Origin of the sequence: Streptomyces sp. NPDC059828 (genome assembly GCF_042731955.1) — a bacterium.
Lineage (GTDB): Bacteria > Actinomycetota > Actinomycetes > Streptomycetales > Streptomycetaceae > Streptomyces.
On the sequence record NZ_JBHWIW010000029.1, the window covers coordinates 17,359 to 30,240 of the forward strand.

The following is a 12,882-nucleotide window of genomic DNA, read 5'->3' on the forward strand; positions in this document are numbered from 1 at the left end:
CCGTCTGCGCACGGCAGATCATCACGTGCTGACGGTCATATCAGAGAGGCTCGTCCGCCGAGGGCCGGACCATCGGCAGGCAGACCCGGAACCGGGTGTCCCCGGGGCGGGAGTCGACGCGGATGTCGCCACCGTGCTTGTTGACCACGATCCGGTACGAGATGTCGAGCCCGAGGCCCGTGCCCTGGCCGACCGGTTTCGTCGAGAAGAACGGTTCGAAGATGCGGGGCCTGATCTCGGGATCGATGCCGGCTCCCGTGTCCCGCACCTCGACGTACACATGGTCCGCCTCGTACCAGGTGGCGAGGGTGAGGGTGCCGGTGCCGTCCATCGCGGCGAGGGCGTTGTCGATGAGGTTCGTCCAGACCTGGTTGAGCTCAGCCCCGTACGCGGGGACGAGCGGCAGTTCGGGCTGGTACTCCTTCACCACCCGCACCCCGGCAGGGATCTTGGCCTTCAGCATCACCAGTGTCGCGTCCAGGAGTTCGTGGATGTCCACGCGCTGCTGGGCGGCGCGGTCGAGCTGGGAGTACTGGCGCGCCGCGTCGACCAGGCCGGAGATGCGGCTCACCGCGTCGCCGATCTCGCCCATCAGCAGCTCCGTGTCGACGGTGTAGTTGAGCCAGCCCACGGCCGCCCGGCGGTTGTCGTCGGAAAGCTCCGCGGTGGCCTCGGCGAGCCAGTCGGCGTCGATGCCTCCGGCGACGAACGTGGGGGCGATGTCCCAGGCGTTCTCCACGCCCGCGTCCGCCAGCCAGTCACCGAGCTCGTCCTCGGCGTCCGCCGCCTCGATCGCCGTCAGCTTGCGGGCGTCCCGGGCACACCGGACCGCCGCGTCCTGCACCTCCACCAGCTCGTGGAGGCGTTTGCCGTCCACGCGGCCGTCCGCGATGAGGGCCAGCTTGCGCCGCATGTGGGCCACCCGGTCGCGCAGTGTGTCCGTGGCGCGGACCGCCGCGGCGGCCGGGTTGTTGAGCTCGTGGGTCAGCCCTGCGGTCAGTGAGCCGAGGGCGACGAGCCGCTCCCGCTCCCCCACGATGATGTCGCTGGCCCGGAGCCCGAAGAACAGCCCTTCGAGCAGATGCAGGGCCATCGGGAACCAGGTCCGTATGGCCGTGGCGAACTCCGCCGCCGGCAGCACGAAGAACTCCGCGTCCGTCACGGCGCGCATCGTGTTGGGGTAGGCCTGGTCGACACGGTCGCCGAGATACGCCTGCGTGGCTCCCGCGTACGCGCCCTTCTGGTCGCTGCGCATCAACTCGATGTCGTCGCCGTGCAGCTGGCGGCTGAGCGCGACCGTACCGGACAGCAGCACGAAGAAGCAGGTCGCGTCCTCGCCCTGGGAGTAGACGTGGGTGCGGGCCTGGCGCGTCTCCACGCGTCCGCGCCCCGCCAGCCAGGCGAGCTGGTCGTCGTCGAGTGCCTCGAAGAGGAACAGCGTGCGCAGTTCGTCCGGGGTGAGTGCCTCGCGTGATTCCCCGGGTGCCGGGGTTGCGGCTGTCATTGGCCCTCCAGATAGCGGTGTACGAGCGTGACGGCCATGGCTCCTTCACCCACCGCCGAAGCCACCCGCTTCACCGACTCCGCACGCACGTCCCCCGCCGCGAACACCCCCGGCACGCTGGTCTCCAGGTGGTACGGGGCGCGCGTCAGCGGCCAGCGGGGCGAGCGGCCACCCGCCTCGGGCAGATCGGGGCCGGTCAGGATGAAGCCGCGCTCGTCCCTGGCCACCAGGCCCTCCAGCCACTGGGTCTGCGGCTCGGCCCCGATGAACACGAAGAGCCAGCTCGCATCCACCTCCGTGACGGCCCCGGTGCGGTTGTCCCGCAGCGTCAGCCGCTCCAGATGGCCGTCCCCGCCGCCCGCGGACACCTCCGTGCACGGATGGATCTCGATGTTGGGCAGCGCCTCGATCTGCTGGATCAGATACGCCGACATGGAGCGGGTCAGATCCGGGCCCCGCAGCAGTACGTGGACGTGCTCGGCGAAGCGCGAGAAATAGACCGCCGCCTGGCCCGCGGAGTTGGCGCCGCCGACGATGTACACGTCGTCGCCCCGGCAGTTGGCCGCCTCGAACGAGGCCGAACCGTAGAACACCCCGGCGCCGGTGAAGCCGTCGAGCTGCGAACCCGCGAGGCGGCGGTACGTGACTCCCGTGGCCAGCACGACGGTGTGCGCGCCGATCGACGTGCCGTCCCCGAACCGCAGCACCCGGCCGGATCCCGCGGCCTCCAGCGCCACCACCTCGGTGGCACTGAGGATCTCCGCCCCGAATCGGGTCGCCTGCCGCCGCGCCCGGTCGGCGAGCTGCGCGCCCGAGACCCCGTCCGGGAACCCCAGGTAGTTCTCGATCCTGCTGCTCTGCCCCGCCTGGCCGCCGGTCGCGCTGCGCTCGACCAGCACCGTACGCAGCCCCTCGGAGGCTCCGTACACCGCCGCGCCAAGACCGGCCGGTCCCGCGCCGATGACGACCACGTCGTAGAAGTCCGCCGTAGGGCTGGTGCGGAGTCCCACGTGCGCGGCGAGCTCCGCCTCGGACGGCGCGTGCAGGGCCTTGCCTTCGGCCGTGACGACCAGGGGCACCTCGCATGCGGTGAGTCCCGCGGCCTGGAGCAGTTGGACGCCCTCCGGTTCGTCGGCGGGGATCCAGCGGTACGGGACGAGGTTGCGCGCGAGGAACTCCCGTACCGTGAAGGAGGGCGCCGACCAGCGGTGGCCCACCAACCGCGTCTCCGGTGCCTCCGGGTCCGACGCCGCGTCCCAGAGGTCCACGAGCGTGTCGAGCACCGGGTAGAGGTTCTCCTCGGGGGGACTCCACGGTTTGAGCAGGTAGTGGTCGAGGTCCACGACGTTGATCGCGTCGATCGCCGCGCCCGTGTCCGCGTACGCGGTCAGCAGGACGCGCCGGGCCCGGGGGAAGAGGTCCATCGCGGCCTCCAGGAACTGGACGCCGTTCATGGTCGGCATGCGGTAGTCCGCGACCATCACCGCCACCGCCTCGCCCCGCAGCTTGACCTCGCGCAGCGCTTCGAGTGCCTCGTCCCCGGAGGTGGCGCGCAACACGCGGAAGCGGTCGCCGTAGTGGCGCCGCAGGTCGCGGGCGATGGCCCGGGAGACACCTGGGTCGTCGTCGACGGTCAGGATCGTCGCCTTAGCCATCTCTTCATGATGCGCGAGGCGGGGCCTCGCGGCCACGTGGTGGGCGGGTTCTCGTGCGGCCGGCCGCGGGGTGGGGGCGCCGCGCGGGTGGGCCGCACTCTGGGGGCCACGGTGGCACCGGGTGCCGGGGAACGGGATGCCGGTGTCCGGTGCGAGCGCACTCCGTGGCGGGTCCGGCTACGGCACCTCGCCCCGGCTGCGGGCATTCGCGTGCGCCGTCACCGCGCTGATGCGTTCCGCCATGGTCGCCACGCGCAGCGCATCGGGCGCGCAGTCCCACTCACGGCCCCCGCCGATCGGTCTGAGCTGCACGTAGGGCCCGAGGTGGCCCATGACTCTCCCCATCCGGCCGGTGCTCGTGTCGATCACATACGACCCCACGGCCGGTTCCGTCATCGGTCCGTCGCCTCCGTCAGCACGGCCGTCATGAGGCGTGCCGTCTCCACGCTGCACCTGCCGAGCTCGACCAGCACCCGGCTCCCGTTTCCGCTCGCGTAGGACACGAGGTCCAGCCGCAGTGACGGGAGCGTCACCCCGGCGCGGGCAAGGGTGGAGCGCAATTCGGCAAGGGCATCCTCAGCATCCTGAAGATAATCCTTCTTTTCCATGGGTATCCCGCTCCTATTCCGGGTTCTTTTGTCTTTCCCCTCACAAGTGTGGAGACACGGACCTAGTATCGGCAGACGCACGCGCGCTACAACTGCGCGGCTGCACAGAGGAGTTAATCCATGGCCAAAGGAGATACCGGCCAGGGCGCCGGGTCGCGGCATGCCGCCTGGGAGTTCTTCGGGGCCGAGCTGAAGCGTCGTCGGGAGGCGGCGGGGCTGACCCAGAGCGAGCTGGGACACCGGGTGTTCGTATCCGGTGGCTACATCGGGCAGTTCGAACAGGCGGTTCGAAAGCCACAGCTGGATGTGGCGATCCGGATCGATGAAGTCCTGCAAACCGACGGCTTTTTCGAGCGCATGTGGCGCAAGCTCATCTCCGATTCGCCGGTCGCCGACTACTTCGCGGCGGCGAGCGAATGGGAAACGCTGGCACGGAAGATCTGCGAGTTCGCACCCACATTGGTGCCGGGACTGTTGCAGACCGCCGCGTACGCACGTGCCGTGGTGCTCGCCGGCAACGCATTCGCCACCGACGACTATGTCGACGAGAAGGTCGCGGGCCGCATGGAACGCGCATGTCTTCTGAACGACCCTGCTCGCCCTGTGTACTGGGCCATCCTGCACGAGCACGTGCTGCGGCTGCCGGTGGGCGGCCCGGCGGCCATGGCCGAGCAGCTCGAACACATCCTCGCCCTCGCCCGCGCCAGGAGGATCCTGATCCAGGTGCTCCCGATCTCGGCAGGCGCGTATCCCCTCATGGGACGCATGCTTAAGCTCATGGAGTTCGAGGACGCACCGCCAACCGCCTATACAGAGGCCGTGTATTCGGGAAATCTGCTGGACGATCCGGCCTTGGTGAAGCGGGTTCAGGAGACCTACGATCTGCTGAGGGCCGCAGCACTCCCGCCGGATGCGTCCCTGACCCTGATCGAGTCGGCGGCAAAGGACCACAAACAATGCACGAGGACCACCTGACCAACGCCCGCTGGCGCAAGAGCAGCTACAGCGACGACAACGGCGGCGACTGCCTCGAAGTCCTCGACACCATCCCCGGCGTCGTCCCCGTCCGCGACAGCAAGGTCCCCGACGGCCCCGTGCTCGTGGTCCCCGCCGCCGCGTGGAGCGCGTTCATCGGCGGCGTCGTCACCGCAGGCTGAGCTTGCGGCGGACCTCGGCCTCCCGTACGGGGTCGCCGAGGTCCGCGTACACCGCGGCAGCGCGCCTGTAGTGGGCGTCGGCGGCCGCGACGTCGCCCTGGGCCAGCAGGTTGTCGCCGATGGTCTCCGTGAGGGACGCGACGCCGGTGCCGTAGCCCGCGTCCTCGAAGACGGCGAGTGCGGCGCGGTGGTGGGCGGCGCCCGCCGCGAAGGCGCCACGGCGTTCTTCGAGTCGGCCCAGTTCGCGCAGCGTCCAGCCCTCGCCCACCGGGCGGCCGTGCTCACGGTAGATCGCGAGTGCGGCGCGCAGGGACTGCTCGGCGTGGGCGAGACTGCCGGTCTGGACGTAGGCGGCGCCGAGGTTGCGCTGAGCGTCGGCCGGATACGCCGGGCTACCGGTGCGGCGGACGAGCGCGGCGACCGCGGGTTCCAGGCAGATGATGGCCTCGTCGGGGCGGCGGCGGGCCAGGTGGAGGGCGCCGAGGCTGCTGAGGACTTCCGCCTCGCCCATGGCCTGGCCCAGTTCGCGGTAGCCGTTGAGGGCTGTGCGGTACTCGCCCAGTGCCTGGTCGTAGCGGCCCGCGTGGCGCAGGGCGTCGCCCAGCAGGCGGCGGGTCTTGATCTGCTCGGGCCGGGTGCCGGTAAGCCGCTGAAGGGCACCGGACATCCGCAGATGGTCCACGGCCCGGTCATAGCGGCCCTCGTGCAGATACGCGGCTCCCATGCCGCGCAGCGCGCATGCCGACACGCGCTGCTCGCCGAGGCGGCGGGCCGTGTCCAGGATCGTGGTCCACATGGCGAGGCGCGGTAGCTGGCTCGGCTGGTCCCACAGCCAGCGGTCGGCGGCCAGGGCGAGCCGGAACCCCTCGGCGTGCAGGCCCTCGCGTACGGCGGCGCGTACGAGGAGGGAGACCGTGGCCTGCTGGGCGCTTCCCCAGGCGTGACTGCCGTGCTCGGTCGCGTCCTCGGTGTGGGCGGCGATGAGGCGGGCGAGGACGGCGCGGGGCTCGGCGGGGCCGGTGTCGCGTTCGAGGCGTTCGGCGGCGAAGAGCCGGACCAGGTCATGGAGCTGGTACGTGTCGGGGCCGGTGGAGTCGAGCAGTTGGGCGTCGGTGAGGCGCTCCAGGCCCGCGCGGGCGGCGTAGGGCTCGCAGCCCGCGGCGGCCGCGGCGACGCGGACGGAGACACGGGATCCCGGGTAGGCACCAAGGCACCGGAAGAGGGCCCGGTCGGCGGGCTCCAGCGTGTCGTAACCGGCTTCGAAGACGGCGCGTACGGCGAGGTCGTCGAGGTGGAGCTCGTCCAGGCGGTGGCGTTCGTCGGCGAGCCGTGCGGACAGCTCGTGCACCGGCCACCCGGGGCGGGAGCGCAGCCGGGCAGCGGCGATACGGACGGCGAGGGGCAGCAGCCCGCAGGCGCGGACCACATCGAGGGCGGACTCGGGTTCGGCGGCCACACGGTCCTGGCCCGCGACGGCGGCGAGGAGTGCGAGCGCGTCGGTGTCGGTGAGACCGCCGAGGGCGAGCGGGGCGGCCTCGGGGACGCCGGTGAGGGCGTTGCGGCTGGTGATCAGCGCGAGGCAGCGGTCGCCGCCGGGGAGCAGGGGCCGGACCTGGGCCGCGTCCGCGGCGTCGTCCAGCAGGAGCAGGACGCGGCGCTGGGCGGTGCGGCTGCGGAAGCGTGCGGCGAGCACGGCGGGCTCGCCGGACTGCTCCTCGATGGGGGCGCCGAGCGCGTCGAGGAGCCGGGCCAGTACGGCGGCAGGGGCGGCCGGGTCGCCCCGGCCGGCGCCGAGATCGGCGTACAGCTGCCCGTCGGGAAAGCGCGGACGCAGCTCGTGCGCCAGGCGAATGGCGAGGGTCGACTTGCCGAGGCCGGGGGCGCCGGTGATGGCGATGGCGCGGCGACCTGCGTCCGCCAGGCCGAGCAGCGCGGTCAGTTCACCGCCACGTCCGGAGAAGTCGGCTATGGGTGCGGGGAGTTCGGCGGGGTCGGGAAGGGACAGCGAGGTGGGTTCGGCGTCCGGCACCGGGGCGACGCCAGGGCGCTCGGGGCGGCGTGCGCGTACGGCCCCGAAGGCCGTGGTGAGGGTCAGCAGGCCGACCAGGGGCCAGGCGAACGGGGCCAGGGGCGCGATGGTCGCGGGGAGGGTGCCGCCGGTCGCCACGTTCACTGCGACGGCGAGCAGCACGGTGAGGAGGCTGGATCCGCCGGCCAGCACGACCGTGGCGTAAGTCCCCCGCCGCACAGTCACTACGCCCCCCAGCCGCCGTACGTGTGTACCCATTGTGGCGCACCCGGGTGAGCGCCGGGTCATGCGTCATCGAGGCGCCGACTTCACCGGCGGAGGCACCACCGCCATCAGTACCGCCACCTTGTACCGGTCTCAGCGGCGGAACTTCGCCCGGTACTCCCGGGGCCGCTGGCCCGTGTGCCGGACGAAGATGCCGCTGAACGCCCCGGGATCGCGGTATCCGACCTCGGCGGCGACGGCCGCGAGGGTCCTGTCAGTCGTCTCCAGCAGATGCCTGGCCCGGCGCACCCGGGCCGTGTGCAGATAAGCGAGCGGTGTCCCGCCGGTCTCGTGGCCGAAGCGGCGGAGCATCGTCCGCGTGCTGACGTGGAACTCCCGGGCCAGCGCGGGCAGGTCGTAGCGTGCTGCGAGGTTCTGGTCGAGCCGGCGTTTCACATTGAGCGAGAAGTCCCTGCCCACCGCGGGGATGAGCGCCGCGTCGACGTACGGGGCCTGGGTGGAGCGCGCATCGTCGACCAGGGCGACGCGCGCGGTGCCGCGGGCGACGCGCGGGCCGTCGTGCTCGCGGATGAGCTGGAGCGCGAAGTCGTACATCGCGCTGAAGGCGGCTGTGGTCGTCACCCCCCGGTCGGTCACGACCAGGGCCTCCGGGCGCAGACGCACCTCGGTGTACCGGCGGGCGAACCGGTCCGCGTACAGCCAGGATGTGGTGGCTTCGCGTCCGTCGAGCAGCCCGGCCTCGGCGACCAGGTAGGCGCCGACACAGATCGACACGACCGCGGTGCCCGAGTCCGCCTGCGAGCGGATCGCCGCGATCTCCGGCCCGAGGCCGGCGAGTGCCTCGTCGAGGTCGAGCGCGGGCGGCAGTTCGAAACCCGGGACGATCAGGACGTCCACCGGGCGTACGGCGGAGACGTCGAGTACCGAGCCACCGGACGCGACCACCCGGCGCCGGGGCGAGACGACCGAGGTCTCATAGCCCGGCTGGAGGGCTCCTTGCGCCGCCGCGACATGCGTGGCCATGGCCAGGAGGTCGGGGACGCCGTACACCTCCGAGGCGAAGCAGCCGGGGTAGGCCAGCACACCGACCCGCAACGCACCCACGCTCGTACCCCCCGGTCGCCTGTGAACGGGTGGCGATATTACCGGGGAACATGGCGATGTCGCCGCTTCTCGGGAGGATGGGCCGCCGCACATCATCGTGGTCATGGCGATCGGCAGAGGACAGGGCGACGACCCGTTGGACGACTTCACACGGCGGAACGTGAGTGTCGACGGTGTCGACAAGACCGTGTACGTCACCGGTCCGGGACCGGCGGTCGTCCTCATGCCGGAGATGCCGGGCATCAGCCCCGACGTCGCACGGCTGGCACGCTGGATGCGTGACGCCGGATTCTCCGTGTATCTGCCCTCCCTGTTCGGCGTCGACGGCGCCTATCCGCTCGCCGGGGCACGCGAGACCGTCGTCGAACGGGCCTGCGTCAGCGCTGAGTTCCGGGCGTTCGCCGGTGGAGGCACCAGTCCGGTCACCGGCTGGCTGCGCGGGCTGGCCCGCCTCGCGCACGCCGAGTGCGGCGGGCCCGGAGTCGGCGCTGTCGGGCTGTGCTTCACCGGGAACTTCGCCCTGAGCATGGCGCTCGAACCGGCCGTCATCGCGCCCGTGGTCAACCATCCGTCGCTGCCGCTCGACGACCCCGGTGGGCTGGAGATCGGCGACGAGGACGCGGCTGCCGTGGCCGAACGCGTGGCGCGCGACGGACTGAAGGTGCTCGCTTACCGTTTCGAAGGCGACAGATGGTGCACGGGACAGCGGTTCGCGGCATACCGGGCGCTGCTCGGCGAGGCGTTCGACGGGCGCGTACTCAAGGCCCGAACGGCCAACAGCAACCCTCCGCCCTTCTTCCGCGATGTCGTCGGCTGCGCGCACAGCGTCGTGACGGCGCATCTCGTCGACGAGGAAGGGCACCCCACCGTGCAGGCTCGGGACGAGATCATCGCCTTCCTGGCCGAGCGGCTCGGGGCGCGGCAGCGGTAGCCGCGACCGGCCGACGGCGCGCCGCCACCCCACGGGGGTGGGTGGCGGAGCGCCGTCTGTTCAGGACTGGTCGGGACTAGTGGGGTGTGGACGCGCCGCCCTTGCCGCTCACCAGGGTCCATTCACGGTGCAGGCTGCCCAGCGGGATGCGCTTGGTGAAGATCGGCGTACCGAAGATGGACAGCTGGAACTGGAGGTTGCCGTTCAGGTCGAAGCCGCCGTAGAGGGCCCAGCTGCCGACCACCGACGCCTTGCCGTCCGATGAGGCGGTGGCGGTGGCGGACGCCTCCCCGCGCACGTAGGGCGCGAAGTCGGCGGTGACGCCGACCATTCCGTAGAGGCCGATGGACGCCTCTGCGCCGAGTGCGGCCTTCGCCTGGCCGCTCGCGGTGACCTGGGCCGTGACGGGGGTGCCCTTCACATCGGACGTGCTGACCGGGGCCCAGCCCTTGCCGGGCGTGTAGCCGCCGCCGACGCGGAAGTCGCCGCCCACCTTCTGCTGGACGTCCAGGGTGATGCGACCGTCGGCCTCCACCTGGATGTAGCAGGTCAGATCGAGGTTGACGACGACGGGCACGGGACCGACCTGGATCACCGGGTCGGCGTGGAGCTTGGCGAACGGAATACGCTGCTTGACGCCGCCCGCCGCGCGGCCCTTGAGCTGCCACTGGGCGTCCCACTCACCGGTCAGGCCGAGGAAGGCGCCACGCGGAGTGGACTTGCCGGCCTCGCCGTTTCCGCTGCCGTCGTAGGAGAACTCCACCTGCGGGGAGAGCTGGACGAAGCCGGCCACGGACGCCGCGGCGGACACGGGGGCGTCCTTCGCCGTCTCGATGGCGGTGCCGACATCCAGGCGCAGGCTGCCGAGGGGCAGCTTGGCGCCGTTGGGCCCGAAGGTGAGGCCGCCGGGCTTGGCCCAGGAGAACTTGACGCCCTTGACGAGGGGTTCGACGTCCATCGTGGACGGGTCGACGGGGACCTCGCCGTCGGCCTTGTCGTCGTCGAGCACCGCGTTGAGGGTGGTCGGCTTGGTGCGGACCCGGGTGCCCTGGGCGCTCTCGCCCTCGACCTCGGTGACCTCGGCGAGCAGTCCGTCCGGGGCGCCGGGCGCGGGGGCGCTGGCGATGATGTCGCCGGTGCGGACAGGGGCTTCGGTGTCCGGGGCGCTGGAGGCGGAAACGGACGGACTGGCTGAGGGGGTGCCGGTGGTGGGCTCGGTGGTCGGCCTGGGCTCGCTGGTGGGCGAGGAGGGTGTGGAACCGGGAGAGCGCTTCACCGGCTTGGATATGACAGCGCGTCCGGTGCTCTTGTCGTAGGCCGCGATCTTCAGCGCGGTCTTCTTGGCTCCGCTCCCCCTGCTGCCCGCCGCGGCGACGGCCGTCGGCGTGGGGGCGCCGGTGGGCGCGGCGGTGACATCGAGCTGTTCGGAACCGTTCGCCGCTGCTTCGGCGACGGGGGTGGGACCGGCGCCGGAGCCGGTCTCATGGGAGGGGGCGGAACATGCGCTCGCGGTGAGGGCGAATGTCGTCAGGGCGACAGGGACCAGGAATCTCCTGGTGAGGGCACGCACGGGTGGTCCTCCGGCGAAGGGAGTTGGGGGGGGTGGCTTCATTACTCTGGAGTAATGACTGGGCCGAAGCATGGCACGCACCCACCGCTTCGTCACAATCGCGGGACGCCAATGCGCTGATGTTCACAAAGAGTTGACAGCCCGCACATCGACGTCCCCAGGGTCGCCGTCACCGGCTGCCTCGGCTGACCGCACCGGCCGGGAGACCCCGCCCCGGTCAGGCTCCCGGGACGACGAGGCCCGACTCATAGGCGATGACCACCAGTTGGGTGCGGTCCCGGGCGCCGAGCTTGCCCATGATGCGGCTGACATGCGTCTTGGCGGTGAGCGGGCTGAGCCCGAGGCTCTCGGCGATCTCCGTGTTGTTCAGGCCGCGGGCCACCAGGGCGAGGACCTGGCGCTCCCGATCGGAGAGGCCGTCGGGACCGGCCGCGGCGCGCGGTGCCTCCGGGGTGGCGAGGACCCGGGCGATGAGGCGGGCGGTCGGGCCGGGCGAGAGCAGGGCTTCGCCGGACGCGACGGTTCGGATCGCGGCGAGCAGGTCCGCGGGCCTGATGTCCTTGACGAGGAAGCCGGACGCACCCGCGCGCAAGGCGTCGATGATGTGCTCGTCGGTGTCATAGGTGGTCAGGACCAGCACCTTGACGCCCGCGAGGTCCTCGTCGGCGGCGATCTCGCGGGTGGCCCCGATACCGTCGAGTTCGGGCATCCGGACATCCATGATGATGACGTCGGCGCGCTCGGAGCGGGCCAGCTCGACGGCTTCGCGGCCGGTGGCGGCCTGCGCCACCACCTCCATGTCCGGTGCGGACTCGACCAGCATCGCGAACGAGGCGCGTACGAGGGTCTGGTCGTCCGCGAGCAGCACGCGGATCGCCGTGTCCGCCATGCCGTGCTCCGTCATGCCGCAGGCTCCCCCGTCCCGAGCGGCAGTACCGCCGCGACCTCGAACCCGCCGCACTCGCGCGGTCCGGCCGACAACGTACCGCCGACGCTGCGCGCCCGTTCGCGCATGCCCGCGATACCGAAGCCCGCACCCGGAGCCGTGTGCTGCGGCGCGCCGTCGTCGGTGACGGTGAGCCGGAGGGCGCCGCCCGTGTCCTCGGCGACGGTGACCCGTACCGGGGTGTTCGCCCCCGCGTGGCGGACGGCGTTCGTCAGGGACTCCTGGACGATGCGGTAGACGGCGGCGCCGGTGGCGGACGCGACACCGAGCGTCGGCGGGCGTATCTCCAGGTCCGCGCCCGCGGCACGGACCAGCGCGGGCAGCGCCTCCAACCCCGGTAGTGGACCGTCCTGTTGGGCCGGACCGTCGTCCCGCAGCACCTGGAGCGTGGTGCGCAGCTCCTGGCGGGCGGTGCGGCAGGTCTCCGCGATCTCGTCGAGCGCGACGGCGACGGCCGCGCGGTCGAGACGGTCCGGGTCGGCGGTCAGTACGTGCGAGGCGACCGAGGTCCGTACCCCTATGAGGGTGATGCTGTGCGCGAGGAGGTCGTGCAGATCACGGGCGATCCGCAGCCGTTCCTGCGCGACGCGGCGGGCGGCCTCCTCCTCCCTGGTCCGTTCGGCGCGTTCGGCGCGGGCCACCACGGAGGCGATGTAGCGGCGGTAGATGCGCACATCGACGCCGAAGACCAGCACCGCGAGGGTCCAGCCGGAGGTGCGCAGGGACTCCACCCCCTCGGCGGTGCCGACGAGGAACTTCACCGCCAGGGTGGTGCCGATGACCCCGGCGCCGATCAGCAGGGTGATCAGCGGCCGTGCGGTGGAGGCCACGGTGTAGAGGGCGAGCACCATGGCCGGGTGCGGCGCGGCGTGGGTGTAACCGGCCGCATGGTAGGCCGCGGTCGCCGCCAGCACGGCGCCGAGGACGGGAACCGGACGGCTTCGGCGCCAGACCAGGGGCACCGCCCCGGCGCCGAGGAGGAGCCAGCCGAGCAGGTCGGGGGTCTTCCCGTCCCGTACGACGAGGGCGAGGACGGCCGCGACGGCGGCCGTGCCGAGGGCGACCAGGGCGTCGTTGCGCCGCCGGTGCGGTGTGGTCAGCGGGTCGCGGCTGACGGCGGTGAGCACGCGCTCGCCCATGCGGGGGCGGCGTG

At 71.9% G+C, this 12,882-nt stretch carries 12 protein-coding genes; 3 read left to right on the forward strand and 9 right to left on the reverse strand.

What is annotated here, in order from left to right; all coding sequences use genetic code 11:
- Nucleotides 1-40 precede the first annotated feature (40 nt).
- The 4 genes from ACFV6V_RS18730 to ACFV6V_RS18745 all read right to left on the reverse strand — a co-directional run bounded on the left by ACFV6V_RS18730 (nucleotide 41) and on the right by ACFV6V_RS18745 (nucleotide 3,767).
- Nucleotides 41-1,504: an ATP-binding protein gene (locus ACFV6V_RS18730; protein ID WP_385566106.1), complete on the reverse strand. Its 1,464-nt coding sequence runs from the start codon at nucleotides 1,502-1,504 to the stop codon at nucleotides 41-43.
- Nucleotides 1,501-3,159: an FAD-dependent oxidoreductase gene (locus ACFV6V_RS18735; RefSeq protein WP_385566108.1), complete on the reverse strand. Its 1,659-nt coding sequence runs from the start codon at nucleotides 3,157-3,159 to the stop codon at nucleotides 1,501-1,503. Before ACFV6V_RS18735 ends, ACFV6V_RS18730 begins: the two co-directional genes overlap by 4 nt.
- 177 nt (nucleotides 3,160-3,336) lie before the next feature.
- Nucleotides 3,337-3,555, reverse strand: a complete 219-nt coding sequence (locus ACFV6V_RS18740) for a hypothetical protein (protein ID WP_385566110.1) — start codon at nucleotides 3,553-3,555, stop codon at nucleotides 3,337-3,339.
- Entirely contained in the window at nucleotides 3,552-3,767 is a 216-nt protein-coding gene (locus ACFV6V_RS18745; RefSeq protein ID WP_385566113.1) for a hypothetical protein, read from the reverse strand. The genes ACFV6V_RS18740 and ACFV6V_RS18745 overlap by 4 nt, the downstream gene beginning before the upstream one ends.
- A 120-nt stretch (nucleotides 3,768-3,887) precedes the next feature.
- On the opposite strand from ACFV6V_RS18745, the gene ACFV6V_RS18750 reads away from it, so the two are divergent.
- Both ACFV6V_RS18750 and ACFV6V_RS18755 read left to right on the forward strand, forming a co-directional pair.
- Complete coding sequence (locus ACFV6V_RS18750; protein ID WP_385566115.1) at nucleotides 3,888-4,742, forward strand: helix-turn-helix domain-containing protein; 855 nt, start codon at nucleotides 3,888-3,890, stop codon at nucleotides 4,740-4,742.
- Nucleotides 4,724-4,924: a DUF397 domain-containing protein gene (locus ACFV6V_RS18755; protein WP_385566118.1), complete on the forward strand. Its 201-nt coding sequence runs from the start codon at nucleotides 4,724-4,726 to the stop codon at nucleotides 4,922-4,924. The genes ACFV6V_RS18750 and ACFV6V_RS18755 overlap by 19 nt, the downstream gene beginning before the upstream one ends.
- Here ACFV6V_RS18755 and ACFV6V_RS18760 read toward each other — a convergent pair.
- Both ACFV6V_RS18760 and ACFV6V_RS18765 read right to left on the reverse strand, forming a co-directional pair.
- Nucleotides 4,911-7,172: a tetratricopeptide repeat protein gene (locus tag ACFV6V_RS18760; RefSeq protein WP_385566119.1), complete on the reverse strand. Its 2,262-nt coding sequence runs from the start codon at nucleotides 7,170-7,172 to the stop codon at nucleotides 4,911-4,913. The two genes, ACFV6V_RS18755 and ACFV6V_RS18760, sit on opposite strands and share 14 nt — an antisense overlap.
- Before the next feature lie 138 nt (nucleotides 7,173-7,310).
- On the reverse strand, nucleotides 7,311-8,282 hold the full coding sequence (locus tag ACFV6V_RS18765) for a GlxA family transcriptional regulator (RefSeq protein ID WP_385566122.1): 972 nt from the start codon (nucleotides 8,280-8,282) through the stop codon (nucleotides 7,311-7,313).
- 103 nt (nucleotides 8,283-8,385) lie between these two features.
- Here ACFV6V_RS18765 and ACFV6V_RS18770 point away from each other — a divergent pair, with 103 nt between their 5' ends.
- Nucleotides 8,386-9,213, forward strand: a complete 828-nt coding sequence (locus ACFV6V_RS18770; protein WP_385566125.1) for a dienelactone hydrolase family protein — start codon at nucleotides 8,386-8,388, stop codon at nucleotides 9,211-9,213.
- Nucleotides 9,214-9,289: 76 nt separating this feature from the next.
- On the opposite strand, the gene ACFV6V_RS18775 is transcribed toward ACFV6V_RS18770, so the two are convergent.
- From ACFV6V_RS18775 to ACFV6V_RS18785, 3 genes are all read right to left on the reverse strand, one after another.
- Complete coding sequence (locus tag ACFV6V_RS18775; protein ID WP_385566127.1) at nucleotides 9,290-10,783, reverse strand: hypothetical protein; 1,494 nt, start codon at nucleotides 10,781-10,783, stop codon at nucleotides 9,290-9,292.
- Between the two features lie 217 nt (nucleotides 10,784-11,000).
- Nucleotides 11,001-11,687 carry a response regulator gene (locus tag ACFV6V_RS18780; protein ID WP_385566129.1) on the reverse strand — a complete coding sequence of 229 codons (687 nt, stop codon included), beginning with the start codon at nucleotides 11,685-11,687 and terminating at the stop codon, nucleotides 11,001-11,003.
- Nucleotides 11,684-12,868 (reverse strand): sensor histidine kinase, encoded by a 1,185-nt coding sequence (locus ACFV6V_RS18785; RefSeq protein WP_385566232.1) that lies wholly within the window; start codon nucleotides 12,866-12,868, stop codon nucleotides 11,684-11,686. Before ACFV6V_RS18785 ends, ACFV6V_RS18780 begins: the two co-directional genes overlap by 4 nt.
- Nucleotides 12,869-12,882: the final 14 nt, after the last annotated feature.

Coding starts and splice junctions, on each gene's coding strand:
- ACFV6V_RS18755 (WP_385566118.1), top strand. CDS start 4,724: ATGCACGAGGACCACCTGACCAACGCCCGCTGGCGCAAGAGCAGCTAC.
- ACFV6V_RS18770 (WP_385566125.1), top strand. CDS start 8,386: ATGGCGATCGGCAGAGGACAGGGCGACGACCCGTTGGACGACTTCACA.
- ACFV6V_RS18750 (WP_385566115.1), top strand. CDS start 3,888: ATGGCCAAAGGAGATACCGGCCAGGGCGCCGGGTCGCGGCATGCCGCC.
- ACFV6V_RS18730 (WP_385566106.1), bottom strand. CDS start 1,504: ATGACAGCCGCAACCCCGGCACCCGGGGAATCACGCGAGGCACTCACC.
- ACFV6V_RS18780 (WP_385566129.1), bottom strand. CDS start 11,687: ATGACGGAGCACGGCATGGCGGACACGGCGATCCGCGTGCTGCTCGCG.
- ACFV6V_RS18745 (WP_385566113.1), bottom strand. CDS start 3,767: ATGGAAAAGAAGGATTATCTTCAGGATGCTGAGGATGCCCTTGCCGAA.
- ACFV6V_RS18740 (WP_385566110.1), bottom strand. CDS start 3,555: ATGACGGAACCGGCCGTGGGGTCGTATGTGATCGACACGAGCACCGGC.
- ACFV6V_RS18735 (WP_385566108.1), bottom strand. CDS start 3,159: ATGGCTAAGGCGACGATCCTGACCGTCGACGACGACCCAGGTGTCTCC.
- ACFV6V_RS18785 (WP_385566232.1), bottom strand. CDS start 12,868: ATGGGCGAGCGCGTGCTCACCGCCGTCAGCCGCGACCCGCTGACCACA.